Source organism: uncultured Intestinimonas sp. (assembly GCF_944387725.1).
In the GTDB taxonomy this organism is placed as follows: domain Bacteria; phylum Bacillota; class Clostridia; order Oscillospirales; family Oscillospiraceae; genus Intestinimonas.
Genome location: NZ_CALXGA010000008.1, coordinates 1 through 15,490, shown reverse-complemented (window position 1 = coordinate 15,490; position 15,490 = coordinate 1). Strand labels below are relative to the sequence as shown.

At 65.7% G+C, this 15,490-nt stretch carries 16 protein-coding genes; 10 read left to right on the top strand and 6 right to left on the bottom strand.

Translation table 11 applies throughout. The features are described from left to right. Positions 1-157: 157 nt before the first annotated feature. On the bottom strand, positions 158-1,636 hold the full coding sequence (malQ, locus tag Q0K09_RS02305; RefSeq protein ID WP_294472353.1) for a 4-alpha-glucanotransferase: 1,479 nt from the start codon (positions 1,634-1,636) through the stop codon (positions 158-160). Between the two features lie 208 nt (positions 1,637-1,844). On the opposite strand from malQ, the gene Q0K09_RS02300 reads away from it, so the two are divergent. From Q0K09_RS02300 to Q0K09_RS02290, 3 genes are read left to right on the top strand one after another with little or no spacing between them, the layout of a single operon-like run. Continuing rightward, positions 1,845-2,150, top strand: coding sequence for an anti-sigma factor antagonist (locus Q0K09_RS02300; protein WP_294472351.1), 306 nt, complete (start codon positions 1,845-1,847; stop codon positions 2,148-2,150). A 50-nt stretch (positions 2,151-2,200) separates the two neighbouring features. Then, the gene (gene spoIIAB / locus Q0K09_RS02295) at positions 2,201-2,641 is read left to right on the top strand and encodes an anti-sigma F factor (protein WP_294472349.1); all 441 of its coding nucleotides are present in this window, start codon (positions 2,201-2,203) and stop codon (positions 2,639-2,641) included. Next, positions 2,638-3,351, top strand: a complete 714-nt coding sequence (locus tag Q0K09_RS02290) for a sigma-70 family RNA polymerase sigma factor (RefSeq protein ID WP_294472347.1) — start codon at positions 2,638-2,640, stop codon at positions 3,349-3,351. The genes spoIIAB and Q0K09_RS02290 overlap by 4 nt, the downstream gene beginning before the upstream one ends. 46 nt (positions 3,352-3,397) lie before the next feature. Here Q0K09_RS02290 and Q0K09_RS02285 read toward each other — a convergent pair whose 3' ends face one another. Further along, positions 3,398-3,670, bottom strand: a complete 273-nt coding sequence (locus tag Q0K09_RS02285; protein ID WP_294472345.1) for a hypothetical protein — start codon at positions 3,668-3,670, stop codon at positions 3,398-3,400. 766 nt (positions 3,671-4,436) lie between these two features. On the opposite strand from Q0K09_RS02285, the gene Q0K09_RS02280 reads away from it, so the two are divergent. Genes Q0K09_RS02280 through Q0K09_RS02270 form a run of 3 tightly spaced genes read left to right on the top strand, consistent with a single transcriptional unit; the run spans position 4,437 to position 5,980 of the window. Further along, the gene (locus tag Q0K09_RS02280; protein ID WP_294472343.1) at positions 4,437-4,637 is read left to right on the top strand and encodes a helix-turn-helix transcriptional regulator; all 201 of its coding nucleotides are present in this window, start codon (positions 4,437-4,439) and stop codon (positions 4,635-4,637) included. Next, positions 4,630-5,595: a glycosyltransferase family 2 protein gene (locus Q0K09_RS02275; RefSeq protein WP_294472341.1), complete on the top strand. Its 966-nt coding sequence runs from the start codon at positions 4,630-4,632 to the stop codon at positions 5,593-5,595. The genes Q0K09_RS02280 and Q0K09_RS02275 overlap by 8 nt, the downstream gene beginning before the upstream one ends. Further along, a complete protein-coding gene (locus Q0K09_RS02270; RefSeq protein ID WP_294472340.1) occupies positions 5,579-5,980 on the top strand; it encodes a GtrA family protein in 402 nt (133 codons plus the stop codon). The genes Q0K09_RS02275 and Q0K09_RS02270 overlap by 17 nt, the downstream gene beginning before the upstream one ends. 73 nt (positions 5,981-6,053) lie before the next feature. Here Q0K09_RS02270 and Q0K09_RS02265 read toward each other — a convergent pair whose 3' ends face one another. Then, entirely contained in the window at positions 6,054-6,866 is an 813-nt protein-coding gene (locus Q0K09_RS02265) for a cell wall hydrolase (protein WP_294472338.1), read from the bottom strand. Positions 6,867-7,170: 304 nt separating this feature from the next. Between Q0K09_RS02265 and recJ the strand changes: the two genes are divergently transcribed. After that, on the top strand, positions 7,171-9,240 hold the full coding sequence (gene recJ, locus Q0K09_RS02260) for a single-stranded-DNA-specific exonuclease RecJ (RefSeq protein ID WP_294472336.1): 2,070 nt from the start codon (positions 7,171-7,173) through the stop codon (positions 9,238-9,240). A 74-nt stretch (positions 9,241-9,314) separates the two neighbouring features. Beyond that, positions 9,315-11,534, top strand: a complete 2,220-nt coding sequence (locus Q0K09_RS02255; RefSeq protein WP_294472335.1) for a bifunctional (p)ppGpp synthetase/guanosine-3',5'-bis(diphosphate) 3'-pyrophosphohydrolase — start codon at positions 9,315-9,317, stop codon at positions 11,532-11,534. An 8-nt stretch (positions 11,535-11,542) separates the two neighbouring features. On the opposite strand, the gene Q0K09_RS02250 is transcribed toward Q0K09_RS02255, so the two are convergent. Beyond that, on the bottom strand, positions 11,543-11,722 hold the full coding sequence (locus Q0K09_RS02250; protein WP_294472332.1) for a hypothetical protein: 180 nt from the start codon (positions 11,720-11,722) through the stop codon (positions 11,543-11,545). A gap of 76 nt (positions 11,723-11,798) precedes the next feature. Here Q0K09_RS02250 and Q0K09_RS02245 point away from each other — a divergent pair, with 76 nt between their 5' ends. Further along, the gene (locus Q0K09_RS02245; RefSeq protein WP_294472330.1) at positions 11,799-12,020 is read left to right on the top strand and encodes a helix-turn-helix transcriptional regulator; all 222 of its coding nucleotides are present in this window, start codon (positions 11,799-11,801) and stop codon (positions 12,018-12,020) included. Next, the gene (locus tag Q0K09_RS02240) at positions 12,017-12,889 is read left to right on the top strand and encodes a 4Fe-4S cluster-binding domain-containing protein (protein ID WP_294472329.1); all 873 of its coding nucleotides are present in this window, start codon (positions 12,017-12,019) and stop codon (positions 12,887-12,889) included. The genes Q0K09_RS02245 and Q0K09_RS02240 overlap by 4 nt, the downstream gene beginning before the upstream one ends. 50 nt (positions 12,890-12,939) lie before the next feature. On the opposite strand, the gene Q0K09_RS02235 is transcribed toward Q0K09_RS02240, so the two are convergent. Both Q0K09_RS02235 and ribF read right to left on the bottom strand, forming a co-directional pair. Beyond that, a complete protein-coding gene (locus Q0K09_RS02235) occupies positions 12,940-14,307 on the bottom strand; it encodes a DUF1576 domain-containing protein (RefSeq protein ID WP_294472327.1) in 1,368 nt (455 codons plus the stop codon). A 33-nt stretch (positions 14,308-14,340) separates the two neighbouring features. Next, a complete protein-coding gene (gene ribF, locus Q0K09_RS02230; RefSeq protein WP_294472324.1) occupies positions 14,341-15,237 on the bottom strand; it encodes a riboflavin biosynthesis protein RibF in 897 nt (298 codons plus the stop codon). Between the last annotated feature and the right edge of the window lie 253 nt (positions 15,238-15,490).

The window sequence follows — 15,490 nt, the reverse complement described above, 5'->3', positions numbered from 1 at the left end:
TTTCGCAGGAATCCTGGCGGATTGCAAGGAAAAATTGCGCCGTCCAGGGGGCAAAAGCCCTGCTGATTGGGCATGTTGACATGTTTCAAACAAGCCCTAAGGGAACCATCGGATTACGGCCCGCCGGGGTTGCAGACGCTCCCCGGCGGGCCGCTGGTTATCCCCGGCGGTAGGTCCGGGTGATCTTCCCCAGGCGCTGGGCCACGCCGGGGTTCAGGGCGTCCTCCCGGACCCGCCAGGACCAGTTTTCCGGCCCGGTGGTGCCGGGGAAGTTCACCCGGGCGTCCTTCCCCAGGCCCAGCACGTCCTGGAGGGGGGCGACGGCCAGGGCGCTGGGGGCCCCCCAGGCCCCGCAGACCGCCCCCCAGCCGAAGCCCTCATCGGAGCGGAGGCGGAGGTAGTCCGAGGCGTAGTCCCGCTCGCTGGGGCCGGCCTCCTCAAAGAGCCACTGGACGAAGGTGGGGGTGTCGTGGGTGCCGGTGTAGACCACCGACTGGGGTGGGCAGTTGTGGGGCAGGTAGGCGCTCTCCCCCACGGGGTCAAAGGCGTAGACCAGAATCTTCATGCCGGGGATGCCTGAGCGGGCGATGAACTGCCGGGCGGCCTCGTCCAGGTCCCCCAGGTCCTCGGCGATGAGCTCCAGCTCCGGCACCTCCCGGGCGAGCAGGTCCAGCAGGGGCTGGCCGGGGCCCTCCTCCCAATGGCCCTCCAGGGCGGCCTTGGCCCCGGTGGGGATGGACCAGTAGGTGTGGAGCCCCCGGAAGTGGTCGATGCGCAGGCGGTCGTAGAGCCGGGCGGCGTGCTTCATCCGCCGGACCCACCACCCGAAGAGGGCCTGACGGTGGCCGGCCCAGTCGTAGAGGGGGTTGCCCCAGTGCTGCCCCACGTCGGAGAAGGCGTCGGGGGGCACCCCGGCCACGGCGGCGGGGACCAGGTCCTGGTCCAGCTGGAAGAGCTGGGGCTGGGCCCAGACCTCGGCGCTGTCGGCCGAGACGTAGATGGGCAGGTCCCCCATGACGGCCACGCCCTTCTGGTTGGCGTAGGCCTTCAGGCCCTCCCACTGGCGGAAGAAGTGGTACTGGAGGAAGACCTGGAAGTCCACCTCCTCCGCCAGCTCCTGCCGGGCCCGGTCCAGGGCGGCGGGGTCCCGGCGGCGCAGGTCCTCCGGCCACTGGTCCAGGGGGAGGTCCACCCGGTCGTGAATGGCCCGGAAGAGGGCGTAGTCCGGGAGCCAATCGGCCTCTTGGGCCAGAAAGTCTGCCCGGGCGGCGGTCTCCTGGTCCCGGCGCCAGGCCCCGCGCAGGAGGGCGGGGCGGGTCTCCCGGAGCCAGGCGTAGTCCACCCGGTCGGGGTTGGGGTACTGGGCGGCGTTGAGCTCCTCCGCCGTCAGGAGCCCCCGCCGGGCCAAATCCTCCAGGTCCAGGAGCCAGGGGTTCCCGGCGAAGGCCGAGGGGGACATATAGGGGGAGTCCCCGCTGCCCGGGGGGACCAGGGGGAGGATCTGCCAGGTGTGCTGGCGGGCCTGGGCCAGAAAGTCCACAAAGCGCCGGGCCCCCTCCCCCAGGGTCCCGATGCCCCAGGGGCCGGGGAGAGAGAAGACCGGGAGCAGAATGCCGCTGGATCGTCCGTTCAACATGGGCGGGGCCTCCATTCAAATTCAGATACCTCTCCATTATAATGCCCCCGCCGGGCGGCCGCAAGGACGGATTTTTGGTTCCCGGCCGGAAGAAGAATTTTCCGGAAAGGCCAGCCTTCGACAGGAGGCGCCGGGGTCCCCGGAGTATAATCGAGACATACCATAATCTGGTATGTCTCGATTTTTGATTCCGACGGAGGGACAGGCTGTGGGTCTGACATGCACAGGAGAGGACCGGGAGCTCCGCATCGCCCTGAGCGGAGAGGTGGACCACCACCGGGCCCGGGGGCTGATGGACGGCATCGACCGGGAGATCGACATGCGTCTGCCCAGGCGGGTGATTCTGGACCTGGGGGGCGTCACCTTCATGGACAGCTCGGGCATCGCGGTGCTGCTGCGGGCCTACAAGCGCGCCGCCGAGCTGGGGGGCGCCGTGACGGTGCGGAGCGTGCCGGAGCAGGCGGGGAAGGTCCTCCAGGCCGCCGGGCTGGAGCGGCTGATGAAGTTTGAGTGAAACGCACCAGGGGCGGCCTTGGGCCGTCCGGGACAGGAGGAATACATAGGATGAAACCGATCAACACCGCCACCATCGAATTTCTCAGCCGCTCCGCCAACGAGGGCTTTGCCCGGACGGCGGCGGCCTGCTTCGCCGCCCAGCTGGACCCCACCCTGGAGGAGGTCAACGACATCAAAACCGCCGTCAGCGAGGCCGTCACCAATGCCGTGGTCCACGGGTATCCAGACCGGCTGGGCAAGGTGCGGCTGCGGCTGCGGCTCTTCGAGGACCACACCCTGGAGGTGGCGGTCCAGGACTGGGGGGTGGGCATCGCGGACATCCAGCAGGCCCGGACCCCCCTCTTCACCACCGGCGGCGGGGAACGGGCCGGAATGGGGTTTACTATCATGGAGAGCTTTATGGACAGCTTAAAGGTGCGCTCCAAGCCCGGCAAGGGCACCGTGGTCACCATGCGCCGCCGCGTCTCCCTCCGGGCGGCGGGAAAATGAGCGCCCTGGAGACCGCCTCCCTGCTGGAGGCCGCCCGGGGCGGGGACAACGACGCCTGCGAGAAGCTGATGGAGGACAACGCCGGCCTCATCTGGAGCGTGGTGCGGCGGTACTACGGCCGGGGGACCGACCCGGAGGACCTCTACCAGCTGGGCTGTCTGGGGTTTCTCAAGGCGGTGCGGGGCTTCGACCCCGCCTTTGGCTGTCAGTTCTCCACCTACGCCGTGCCCAAGATCGCCGGGGAAATCCGGCGGTTTCTCCGGGACGACGGGGCGGTGAAGGTGAGCCGGAGCGTCAAGGAGCGGGCCCTGACCATCCGCCAGGCCCGGGACCGGCTGAGCCACACCCTGGGCCGGGAGCCCACCCTGTCGGAGCTCTCCCAGGAGACCGGGCTGGAGAGCGAGGAGATCGCCGCCGCCGAGGAGGCCAGCCTGCCGGTGGCCTCCCTCCAGATGGAGGCGGGGGAGGAGGGCTTTACCCTGGAGAGTATGCTGGGCACCGAGGGCATGGAGGAGGGGGTGGTGGAGCGCCTGGCCCTCCGGGGGGCCATCGACTCCCTGCCGGAGCGGGAGCGGCAGGTCATCCTCCTGCGGTACTACAAGAACCTGACCCAGGACCGGGCCGCCAGGGTGCTGGGGGTCAGCCAGGTGCAGGTCTCCCGCATCGAGCGGAAGGCTGTGGAGCACCTGCGGGAGCGGCTGGGAGACTGACCCAACAGGGACACAAGGCCGGGCGGACATCCTCCGCCCGGCTTTTTTAATCCTTCTCCGTGCGCTCCAGCCGCCCAAAGGCCGCCCCCAGCCGGAGGCCGAAGAAGAAGGCGTCCTCCATCTCCCGGAACCGGATCAGATTCACTGCGTCGATGACGCCCAGGGCCCCGGCGCAGGCCTCCCGGGGCTGGGTGTCCAGAAAGTGCCTCCACCGCCGGTCCCAGGTCTCCTGCTTCTGGGCGTAGTCCTGGTCCTGGGAGAGAACCTGGCGGCGGGAACAGCGGACCGCCTCCCAGAGGGTATCCATAATTTTATCCATCGGGGTCACCTCTTTACAAATATGTGATACAATCAAGATAATCGGGAAAGTGGATGCTGTCAATGATAGCTTTCCGCTATCTGTCAAATTGTACAGTTGTAACTTACCTTGTACAGTTGTAACTTACCGGCGGTTCACACCTGTCTCATAAACGGACAAGATGCACAAATCTATCGCAGTTAGGCGGTCAAGGGCAAGGGCCTGCCCTTGGGGATCCGGCGTCCCGCCGGAAGGGGTTTGCGGCTCCCGCCGCAGGGTCAAGAACCATTTCTTTTTCTGCGGAAAAAGAAATGGTTCTTGACTCCTCGTCAGAACAAATTTCGCTTCGCTCCGTCCCCCTGCGGGGGACATCCGCTCCACTCCATTTGTTCTTCCTCTCCCCACAAGAGGGGGTGGGTCTTCGGGGCCGTTTGTGGACGTATACGGCGGCTGACGGCTTTCGTATGAGTATGGGGACCCCTTCCGGCCGTTACGGCCTCAGTTTGTGGCGTAGGAATGGGTCTGTGGTTCTATCCGTCCGCCGCCTGAAAGTGCTTCTCGCCTGGCAGAGTACACGGCGCGGGCTTTGCGGGTTGGCTCGGCTTTGTGCTGGGCTGGGCAGTCTGGCGTGAGTCCGCCAAGCCTTATCCCTTAATTTTATCCATACAAATCATCGCAGAAATTATAGCATATTGCGATAACGATAGTTCAAGCTAAATCATTGCAATATGCTATAATTTACACATATTGCAAAGTGCTATATAATGAGCAGGAAAGGGGATATTTTATGGATTATCGTGAATTGATTCGCAAAAAAAGAGAAGAAAAGGGTATAAGCCAGAATCATTTGGCGAAATTACTAGGTATCTCCCAGCCCTACATGAATCAAATAGAGACAGGGCGCCGGAATCCCACCCTGCCACTTCTGATGAAAATTTGTGATATCCTGGAAATTTCAATGTTTGGAGAGAACGCACAAGATGAGTGACACCTTATATATAGTTGTCCCCTGCTACAACGAGGAGGCGGTCCTGCCGGAGACGGCCCGGCGGCTGCGGGAAAAGCTGGAACAGCTCATGGGTGAGGGGAAGATTTCCCCCAAAAGCCGGGTCCTCCTGGTCAACGACGGCTCCCGGGACGGCACCTGGTCCATCATCCAGGGCCTCCATCAGGACTGCCCCCTCTTCTCCGGGGTGGATTTAAGCCGCAACCGGGGCCACCAAAACGCCCTTCTGGCCGGGCTCATGACCGCCAAGGACCGGGCAGACATGGTCATCTCCATGGACGCCGACCTCCAGGACGACATCAACGCTGTGGACGCCATGGTGGACAAGTTCCACGAGGGCTGCGACATCGTCTACGGGGTCCGCTCCTCCCGGGCCAGAGACAGCTTTTTCAAGCGCACCACCGCCGAGGGCTTCTACCGGATCGTGAACTTCCTGGGGGCCGAGACGGTGTTCAACCACGCCGACTACCGCCTGATGTCCCGCCGGGTCCTGGAGGGCCTGGCCCAGTTCCGGGAGGTCAACCTCTTCCTCCGGGGCATCGTGCCCCTCATCGGCTACAATGTGGGCTATGTGGCCTACGAGCGGGGGGAGCGCTTCGCCGGGGAGAGCAAGTACCCCCTGAAGAAGATGCTCTCCTTCGCCCTGGAGGGCATCACCAGCCTCTCCACCAAGCCCATCCGCTATATCACCCTCCTGGGCTTTCTGGTCTTCCTGGTGAGCCTGCTGATGCTGATTTATTCCATCGTCCGCTGGGCCCACGGGGTCACCGTCATCGGCTGGGCCAGCGTCATCTGCTCGGTGTGGGCCATCGGGGGGCTCATCCTCCTGTCCCTGGGGGTCATCGGGGAGTATATCGGAAAAATCTACCTGGAAACCAAGGCCCGGCCCCGGTTCCTGATCCGGGAGGTGCTGGAGGCGCGCGATGAGACAGCTCTTTGATGTGAGTATGCTCAAGTTCCTGCTGGTGGGGGTGGGGAACACCCTCCTCTCCACGGTGCTGATGTTCGCCCTGGAGGGGCTGGGCTACTGGCCCTCCACCGCCATCGCCTACCTGGCCGGGGCGGTGCTGAGCTTCTTTCTGAACCGGCGCTTTACCTTCCATAGCCAGGAGACCCTGGGGCGGTCGGCGGTAAAGTTCGCCGTCAATGTGGCGGTGTGCTACGCTCTGGGCTACGGCCTGGCCCGGGGGCTCATGGGCCTCCTGGCGCCCTGGAGCCCCCTGCCCCCCCTGTGGTGGGAGCGGCTGTCCAAGCTGGTGGGCATGGGGCTCTATACGGTGCTCAACTACTTCGGCCAGCGGTTTTTTGCCTTTCGAAAGGGGTGACCGGAGGCCATCCCGCGCCGGACAGAAAAACCGTTCCTCCGCCGCGGCGGGGGAACGGTTTTTTGCGGTATGCTCAGCGGTAGAACTGGTGGACGCCGATGGTCGTCACATAGTCCCGGTTCTCCATCGTCCAGTGGTTTGCGGTGAGGGCGGGGGCCAGGAAGTAGAGGCTGTCCCCAGCCGTCTGGGCCCCCTCCAGCACCAGCTTCGCGGCGATGACGCTCTCGGCGGTGGGGGCCTGGTGGATGGTCCCGTTGCGGACCGGCTCGAACTGTCCGCCCCAGCGCGCGTCAAAGATGACCCCGTAGATGGTGTCGGGGAAGTCAGCGTGCGCCACCCGGTTGAGGATCACGTTGCCCACGGCGATCTTGCCCAGGAGGGGCTCCCCCCGGCTTTCGGCGGAGATGATCCGGGAGAGCCAGTAGACGTCGTCGGCGTCGTAGACATCGGCGGCGGTGGGGGCCGCGTCTCCGGAGGTGACGGTGACCGCGCCGGTGGCGCTGTCCCAGTCCACACTGGCCCCCAGGGCGTCGGCCAGCACCCGGACCGGCGCCAGGGTGCGGCCGTTCTCCAGCAGCACCCCCTGGGGGATGTAGAGGGCCCGGCCGTTTACCTCCAGATAGAGGGCCCCGGGGCGGGCGGTGAGGGAAAAATCGCCGCCCTCCGCCGCCGCCTGGCCGCTGGACCAGAAGACCGCCGCGTCGGGCCGCAGAGTCTCCACCACCGTCCGCAGGGAGACGTAGGTGGTGTTGTTCCGCACGGTGGCGGCGGCGTCTACCTCCTGGCCGTCGATGGAAAGGGGCCCCGCCCCCAGGGCGGTGGTGACGGTGAGCGCAAGGGCCAGGCCCAGGCCGGCAAAAAATCGTCGCAGGGGAAATCGTCGCATGGTAAGGTCCTCCCAGGAGAAGTTGTAACCAAATTGTAACTAATTTTCACCCGGGAGGCAAGACACAATCTCTTCCAGGGGCGGCGGAACAGGCTGCGGTCCCTGCCTGGATATCATTCCCGATGGAGTTCAGCGCCCAAACCAGTATTTGGAGAGGCGCCGTCGTTTTCACAAGACAAGCCAAATCTTTTTGGGGGATAGATTCGTTTATGCGTTTGCCGGGCGATTTCCAACCTTGACTTGTCAGGGGCCATCGGATTTGATATAATAGAGGGTGATTTTCTGAGATTCTGAGGATATGGCCATGAAATATAAAAAATGGAACCTGGCCGCGCCGGACCGGGCCGCCGTCTCCGCCCTGACGGAGGAAGGCCTGCCGGCGCTGGCCGCCTTGGTGCTCTGCGCCCGGGGACTGACCGGGCCGGAGGAAGCCCGGGCCTTCCTGTCCGGGGACGCGGCCCCCCTCCACGACCCCTTCCTCCTGCGGGACATGGACAAGGCCGCCGCCCGGCTGGAGCGGGCCATCGCCGCCGGGGAGCCCATCGCCGTCTACGGCGACTACGATGTGGACGGCATCACCTCCACCTGCCTGCTCACCCAGTTCCTCCGGGAGCGGGGGGGACAGGCGATCTCCTACATCCCCGACCGGCTGGAGGAGGGCTACGGCCTCAACCGGGAGGCGGTGGACGCCCTCCGCGCCCGGGGCGTGACCCTCATCGTGACGGTGGACTGCGGCATTACCGCCCTGGAGGAGACCGCCTACGCCATGGCGCTGGGGGTGGACGTCATCATCACCGACCACCACGAGTGCAAGGAGGCCCTTCCCCCCGCCCTGGCGGTGGTGGACCCCCACCGGCCCGGCTGCGGCTACCCCTTCGCCGGCCTGGCCGGGGTGGGGGTGGCCCTGAAGCTGGCCCTGGCCCTGACTCCGGAGGCGGAGCGGGAGGCGGTCTTCGCCGCCTATGCCGACCTGGCCGCCGTGGGCACCGTGGCCGACGTCATGCCCCTCACCGGGGAGAACCGCACCATCGTCCGGCAGGGTCTGGCCCTGCTGGCCCAGAACCCCCGGCCTGGCCTGCGGGCCCTGCTGCGGGAGTCCGGCAGCGGCGAGAAGCCTGTGACCTCCACCGGCGTGGGCTTCACCCTGGCCCCCCGGATCAACGCCGCCGGGCGCATGGGCCGGGCGGTCCTGGCCGCCGAGCTCCTCCTCACCCAGGACCCCGGCCGGGCCGAGGTCCTGGCCCGGGAGCTGTGCGAGCTCAACCGGGAGCGCCAGCACATCGAGGGGGAGATCTTCTCCCAGTGCTTGGACCGGCTGGATCGGGAGTCCGCCGGACCCCGGCGGTCCATCGTCCTGGCCGGGGAGGGCTGGCACCAGGGGGTGGTGGGCATCGTGGCCTCCCGGCTGGCCGAGCGGTACGCCTGCCCCGCCTTTATGATCTGCCTCCAGGACGGGAAGGGAAAGGGCTCCTGCCGCTCCTTCGGCGGCTTCAACCTCTTCCAGGCCCTGGAGTCCTGCGCCGACCTGCTGGAGGGCTTCGGGGGCCACGCCCTGGCCGCCGGCTTCACCATCCGGGCGGAGAACATCGACGCCTTCCGGGTGCGCATCGACCGCTGCGTGGAGGCGTGGACCGGGGGCGCAGAGCTGGTCTCGGTGCTGGAGGTGGACGCTGAACTCCCCAGCCCGGCCCTCCTGACCCTGGAGGAGATCGCCGGGCTGGGCCTGCTGGAGCCCTGCGGAGCGGCCAACCCCAAGCCGGTCTTCGCCCTGTCTGGATGCACGGTGGCCGGCATGTGCGAGGTGGGGGGCGGCCGGCATTTGAAGCTCCGGCTGAACCACCACGGCTGCGCCCTGGACGCCATCTTCTTCTCGGCCACCGCCGCCCTGGCCGGCATCGCCCCCGGGGAACGGGTGGACGTGGCCTTCACCCCCCAGATCAACGAATTCCGCGGCAGCCGCACGGTCCAGCTCCAGCTGTGCGACCTGCGCCCCGCCGCCACCCGGATGGAGGCCGAGCAGGCCCTCTACAACCGGCTGCACCAGGGGGAGCCCCTCTCCCCCCAGGAGGCCGCCTCCCTGATTCCCAGCCGGGAGGAGTTCGCCGCCGTGTGGCGCTACCTCAACGGCCACGCCCGCCTGGGCCGGGTGGAGGACACCGCCCGCCGGCTGGCCCGGTGCGTCTCCCGGTGCAGCGGCCTCCGGGAGACCGTCATGCGTACCCTGGTCTGCCTGGAGGTCCTGGACGACCGGGGGCTCATCCGGGTGGAGCACTCCACCGACCACCTCCGCATCGACCTGTGCCCGGTAAAGGGCAAGGCCGACCTGGAGGCTGCCCCCCTCATGCGCCGCCTGCGGCGCATGGCCCAGGGCTGACCCCTTCCCCGCCGGAGGCGCCGGCACAGGACTCCTGCGGGAGCCCGCTACCCAGAAAAAAAGCAGGTGATCCTATGGACCCCGTATTGGAGAGCTATCACGCCCTGGAAGACAAAGTCAAGGCGTATAACCATAATCTGGACACCAAGCGGCTCTTCGCCGCTTTCCAGTTCGCGGACAACGCCCACTCCGGCCAGCTTCGGAAGGACAGCTCCCCCTATATCACCCACCCCCTGGCGGTGGCCGAAATCGTGGCCGAGCTGGAGCTGGACACCGACTCCATCATCGCCGCCCTCCTCCACGACTGCATCGAGGACACCGGGGTCACCCATGAGGAGATCGCCAAGCACTTCGGCCCGGCGGCGGCCGACCTGGTGGAGGGGGTCACCAAGCTGACCCGGGTGCAGTACACCTCCAAGGAAGAGGAGCAGATGGAGAACCTGCGGAAGATGCTCATGGCCATGGCCAAGGACATCCGGGTGATCCTCATCAAAATCTGCGACCGGCTCCACAACATGCGCACCATGGAGTACCAGACCCCCCGGAAGCAGCGGGAGAAGGCCCTGGAGACCATGGAGATCTACGCCCCCATCGCCCACCGGCTGGGGATGCAGAAGATCAAATGGGAGCTGGAGGATCTCTCCCTCCAATACCTGGACCCGGTGGGCTACCAGGAGATCGCAGACGAGCTCCTGCGCCGCTCCTCCGCCCATGAGGAGTTTATGGCCAGCATCCAGCGCAAAATCACCGGCCGCCTGGCCGATGAGGGCATCCACGCCACGGTCTACGGCCGGGTCAAGCATATCTACTCCATCTACCGGAAGATGTTCGCCCAGAACAAGACCTTGGACGAGATCTTCGACCTCTACGCCTTCCGGGTTATTGTGGACGACACCACCGAGTGCTACAACGTCTTAGGCTGCATCCACGACCTCTTCAAGCCGGTGCTGGGGCGGTTCAAGGACTATATCGGCACCCCCAAGCCCAACGGCTACCAGTCCCTCCACACCACCGTCATCGGCCGGGAGGGCATCCCCTTCGAGGTCCAGATCCGTACCTGGGAGATGCACCACACCGCCGAGTACGGCATCGCCGCCCACTGGAAGTACAAGCAGGGCATGGCCAACGACAAGCTGGGCACCGAGGAGGCCTTCGAGTGGGTCCGCAAGCTCCTGGAGAGCCAGCAGGACACCGAGGCCGAGGAGTACGTCCGCACCCTGAAGGTAGACCTCTTCGCCGACGAGGTCTTCGTCTTCACCCCCCGGGGGGACGTGGTGAACCTCCCCGCAGGGGCCACCCCCATCGACTTTGCCTACAACATCCACTCCGCCGTGGGCAACGCCATGACCGCCTGCAAGGTCAACGGCCGCATCGTCACCTTCGACTACCAGCTTCAGAGCGGGGACATCGTGGAGGTCATCACCTCCAAGTCGGCCCACGGCCCCAGCCGGGACTGGATGAAGATCTGCAAGTCCAACGAGGCCCGGAACAAAATCCGCCAGTGGTTCAAGAAGGAGCGCCGGGAGGAGAATATCGTCACCGGCCGGTCCATGTTCGAGTCGGCCCTCAAGCAGACGGGTATCCCCCTGGCCGCCATTACCAGCGAGGAGATGCTGCCCCACATCCTGAAAAAGGTGGGGGCCGGGAGCCTGGACGACCTCTACGCCGCCATCGGCTACGGCGGCATGACCGCCCAGAAGGCGGTCAACCGCATCCGGGACGAGCTGCGGCAGCAGGCCCGGGACAAAAACGAGAAGGCCAACGCCGAGCGGCTGGCCGCCCAGGCCGGCTCCCCCCAGCTCTCCGCCCCAGCCAAGCTCATCCCCGGAGCCCGGCGCAGCGAGTCTGGCATCATCGTGGAGGGCCTGGACAACTGCCTGGTGAAGTTCGCCAAGTGCTGCGCACCGGTGCCTGGGGACCCGGTGGTGGGCTTCATCACCCGGGGCTTCGGCGTGTCGGTCCACCGGCAGGACTGCCCCAACGCCTCCCCGGAAAAGCAGCAGGAGGAGCCCGGCCGCTGGGTGAAGGTGGCCTGGGGGGAGAGTGAGCTGCCCGGCTACCAGACCTCCCTGGAGCTCTCCGCCAAGGACCGGGAGGGCCTGGCCCTGGACATCACCATGGCCCTCACCACCGCCAAGGTCAAGGTCCACAACTTCTCCGTCCGGAGCCTGCCGGACGGCTACGCCCGGGGCTTCATCGTCCTGGAGGTCAAGGACCGGAACGAGCTCACCTCCGTGACCAACAAGCTCAGCCAGATCTCCGGCGTCTACCAGGTCAAGCGGGCCTCCGGCTGAGCGGCCGGTCAATCCTCCGTCTCAGCGGAGAGGGCCTCCAGCCCCAGCAGGAGGCCCAGCCGGAAGCCCTCCTGGAAGCAGTCCAGACCGTGGGCCAGCAGGGGGTCCTTGGCGGCGAACTCCGGCCAGCGCTCCGGCCTGGGTGCGCCAATCCAATAGTGGTATAACATCTCTATGGTCTTTGTCATAGGGATCCCCCTCAAAAACGTCTTTTCTGTCATATTATAATGGGGCGGACAACGTATGTCAAGAGGAGAATTCAAAATGGTGGTATGCAATGAGCGGCTTCGGCAGCTTCGGAAGGAGGGCCAGTTTACCCAGTCCCAGGTGGCGGAAGCCTGCGGGATGGCCCTCCGGGCCTATCAGCGGCTTGAGGCGGACGCCCGGCCCAACTACAACAGCTTGCTGAAGCTGGCAAACTTCTATCAGGTCTCGGTGGACTGGCTTATGGGGCGCACGGAGGACCGGGTCCTCCACCAGCTGTGATCTGCGCCCTGTGCCCCCGGCGCTGCGGGGCGGAGCGGACCCCGGACCGGGGGGCGGGCCGCTGCCGGATGCCCACCCTGCCGGTGCTGGCCCGGGCGGCCCTCCACCGCTGGGAGGAGCCCCCCATCTCCGGAAGCCGGGGGGCCGGGACGGTCTTCTTCTCCGGGTGCAGTCTGGACTGCCTCTTCTGCCAGAACGACGCCATCAGCCACCGGGACTTTGGAAAGCCCGTCACCCCGGCCCGGCTCCGGGAGATCTGCCTGGACCTGGTGCGCCAGGGGGCCCACAACATCGACCTGGTGAACCCCACCCACTTCGCCCATGTGGCGGCGGAGCTCTTATCCGAGCCCCTGCCGGTTCCGGTGGTGTGGAACTCCGGGGGCTACGACCGGGTGGAGACCCTGCGGGCCCTGGAGGGAAAGGTGGACGTCTATCTCCCGGACCTCAAGTACCTGACTCCGGCCCTGGCGGAGCGGTACTCCGGGGCCGCTGATTATCCGGAGGCGGCTGCCGCCGCCATCCGGGAGATGGTCCGCCAGACCGGTCCCTGGGTCCTGGAGGACGGCCTTTTGCGGCGGGGGGTCCTCATCCGCCACCTCCTCCTGCCGGGGCAGCTGGCTGAGGCCAAGCGGGTCATGGACTGGGTGGCCGGGACCTTCCCGCCCAAAACCGTCCTCTTCTCCCTTATGAGCCAGTACCTGCCCCTGGGCCGGGCGGCGGAGTATCCTACGCTGAACCGGCGGCTGCGGCCCTCCGAGGTCCGGGCGGCCCAGGCATACATGCGGGACCTGGGCCTGGAGGGCTTTTGCCAGGAGGCGGGGGCCGACGACATCGGCTTCCTCCCGGCCTTTGACCTCACAGGGGTATAACCAGAAACGCACGCGTCTCCCGCCGCCGGGCGGGGACGCGTGCGTTTCTGTTAGTTTTCCCGGTGTTCCTCCTGGCCCTCTGAAGCGGCGGGCTCCCGGATGGTGGGAATCTGGTCCCGCTCCAGGGGAGCGGGCTTGTCGCCCCGGGTGTCTACGAAGAAGTCCATGGGGACCAGGTCCGGGTTGCTGTGGCGGAAGATGGCCGTCACCACCGGGAAGAGGACGATAGAGATAAGCCCCCCGGAGAAGCCGTTGTTGTAGAGGTTGACCCCCGCCAGGGCCGAGCCGGTCTGGAGCACCACAGCCGAGTGGAGGAAGCCCGCCGCCACGCCGGTGACGGGGCCGAATACTCCGGCAAAGGGGGCCAGGGTGGTGCCGAAAAGAGCGGCCAGCTGGAGGCTGGGGGCGTCCACGTTGTAGTGCATGAAGACGCCCCCGAAGAGCACGCCCACCATGACGGGGAGGATGTTAAAGAGGTGCTTGCCGTAGGCGGAAAAGCCGATGACAGTGAAGATGCCCCCCAGGGTGGGGCCGTTCAAATCTCCGCCCACCAGCAGGATGTAGGCCATGGCCACCAGCCCGTTGACCCCCATGTTGATCAGCACGGGGCCGTGGCCGGAGGTACGCAGGTAGTCGCTGGGGGCCCGGCCGGAGGTGGTGAGGATGCGCCGGTAGCCGGCCCACGCCGCCCAGATGGGGGTCCCGGAGAAGAAGATGCCGCAGACGATGAAGATGACGCAGTAGCTGGCCAGCATCAGGCCGAACTCCAGGTTGTAGCCCTCAGCCCAATAGGAGACGGCCTGGGGGCTGTCGTCCATGGCGGCCAGCATGGGCACGATCATCATGGCCAGCATCCCGCAGGCAAAGCCCATGTTGTAGAGGTTCATGCCGTTTTGCACCTTATAGGTGTAGGCCGACAGGGGCGGGAGGATGAGGCCGATGATCACCCCGATGACCAGACCCCACAGCAGGTGGGCGTGGCGGCTGCCGAAGGCCATGTAGCTCACCAGGGGGGAGAGGGCAGTGGCCAGCAGGGCGGTGGTGACGTATTTGGAGAAGGGTTCTTTTTGGATGCGGCTGTAGAGGAAGGTCCCCAGAATGATGGGCCATATGTTGAAGATATTCTTGCCGAAGAGGGCAAATCCGGACATGAGGCCGATTTCGGTGATGGTAAAGCCGTTGGGCACGTCGCCGGAAAAGTAGAGCAGGCCCGCGCTGATGAGGGTCACCAGGGCCGAATTGACAAAGGCGGCGCCGGGTCCCACGGTCTCCACATAGTCGGTGATGAGCACGTCCTGCATGAGAATGATCTTCCGCAGCCCGGGAAGGATGCTGGCGGGGTCGCCGAAGCAGAGGCCCGCCACAGCCAGGGACAGGGCAAACAAGACAATCAACCAATACTCCTTCTTATATCGCATCCAAAGGTCCTCCTTCTGTTATGGTGCGGAGCCTCAGGTCTGGAAGTAGTCCCAGGTCTCCCGCGCGTTTTTCATAATTTCGTCCCGCAAAGCCTCCAGGGAGGGGAACTTCCGCTCCCCCCGCAGTTTTTTATAAAACTCTATCCGCACCAGCTGGCCGTACAGGTCGCCGGAGAAGTCCAGAATATAGCCCTCCACATTAACCCGGTCCCCGTCGTCCACCGTGGGGCGGACCCCGATATTGGTGACGGCCGGTCGGCTGGCGCCGTCCTGGAACCGGACCCGGGTGACGTAGACCCCGTGGGCGGGCACCAGCACTCCCTCCGGGAAGCGGAGGTTCACCGTGGGGAAGCCCAGGGCGGAGCCCAGCCGCTTCCCGTGGCCCACCCGGTCGGTGAGGATGTGGGGGTGGCCCAGAAACTCCATGGCCCGCTCCATCTCCCCCTGGGCGATGAGGGTGCGGATGTAGGTGGAGGAGACGGTGATGCCCTCCAGCTCCACCTTCGGAATGATGTCACAGCCCACCCCCAGTTCCCGGCACAGCGTCTGGAGCCGCTGGGGGTTGCCCTCCCCCTTGTAGCCGAAGTGGAAGTCATGGCCGGCCACCACATGGGCCGTCCCGTGCTCCTTCACCAGGTACTCGGTGACGAAGTCCCGCCAGTCCATGCGCATCATGCTGTCGAAGTGGGCCACAATGACATCCTGAATGCCGTAGAGCCGCCGCATGAGGCCGGCCCGGTCGGCGGGGGAGTTGATGAGGGGGGTCACCGCTCCGGTGATGCGGCTGTTGGGGTGGGCGTCGAAGGTGAAGGCCGAGGGGGTCAGGCCCCTCTGGGCGGAGACCTCCCTCACCCGGCTCAGCAGGGCCCCGTGGCCCAGGTGGACGCCGTCAAAGAAGCCCAGGGCAATGGCCCGTCTGATTTCCTCCAAAAATGTCACCTCTCTGAATCTCTGATGGTTTAGGGCTTGTTTGAAAATTGGCGATGTGTCCGGCAGCGAGGGATTTTGGGCCGCTGGCAAGCAATTTTTTCGCAGGAATCCTGGCGGATTTCAAGGAAAAATTGCGCCGTCCAGGGGACAAAAGCCCCGCCGGTTGGGCATGTTGCCATTTTTCAAACAAGCCCTAGGGCTTGTTTGAAAATTGGCGATGTGTCCGGCAGCGAGGGATTTTGGGCCGCTGGCA

Excerpts from the sequence above, each read along its gene's own strand:
- Q0K09_RS02290 (WP_294472347.1), top strand. The coding sequence starts at position 2,638 with ATGAGCGCCCTGGAGACCGCCTCCCTGCTGGAGGCCGCCCGGGGCGGG.
- Q0K09_RS02245 (WP_294472330.1), top strand. The coding sequence starts at position 11,799 with ATGGTGGTATGCAATGAGCGGCTTCGGCAGCTTCGGAAGGAGGGCCAG.
- Q0K09_RS02285 (WP_294472345.1), bottom strand. The coding sequence starts at position 3,670 with ATGGATAAAATTATGGATACCCTCTGGGAGGCGGTCCGCTGTTCCCGC.
- malQ (WP_294472353.1), bottom strand. The coding sequence starts at position 1,636 with ATGTTGAACGGACGATCCAGCGGCATTCTGCTCCCGGTCTTCTCTCTC.
- Q0K09_RS02235 (WP_294472327.1), bottom strand. The coding sequence starts at position 14,307 with ATGCGATATAAGAAGGAGTATTGGTTGATTGTCTTGTTTGCCCTGTCC.
- Q0K09_RS02255 (WP_294472335.1), top strand. The coding sequence starts at position 9,315 with ATGGACCCCGTATTGGAGAGCTATCACGCCCTGGAAGACAAAGTCAAG.
- Q0K09_RS02275 (WP_294472341.1), top strand. The coding sequence starts at position 4,630 with ATGAGTGACACCTTATATATAGTTGTCCCCTGCTACAACGAGGAGGCG.
- spoIIAB (WP_294472349.1), top strand. The coding sequence starts at position 2,201 with ATGAAACCGATCAACACCGCCACCATCGAATTTCTCAGCCGCTCCGCC.
- recJ (WP_294472336.1), top strand. The coding sequence starts at position 7,171 with ATGAAATATAAAAAATGGAACCTGGCCGCGCCGGACCGGGCCGCCGTC.
- Q0K09_RS02270 (WP_294472340.1), top strand. The coding sequence starts at position 5,579 with ATGAGACAGCTCTTTGATGTGAGTATGCTCAAGTTCCTGCTGGTGGGG.
- Q0K09_RS02280 (WP_294472343.1), top strand. The coding sequence starts at position 4,437 with ATGGATTATCGTGAATTGATTCGCAAAAAAAGAGAAGAAAAGGGTATA.
- Q0K09_RS02265 (WP_294472338.1), bottom strand. The coding sequence starts at position 6,866 with ATGCGACGATTTCCCCTGCGACGATTTTTTGCCGGCCTGGGCCTGGCC.
- Q0K09_RS02250 (WP_294472332.1), bottom strand. The coding sequence starts at position 11,722 with ATGACAAAGACCATAGAGATGTTATACCACTATTGGATTGGCGCACCC.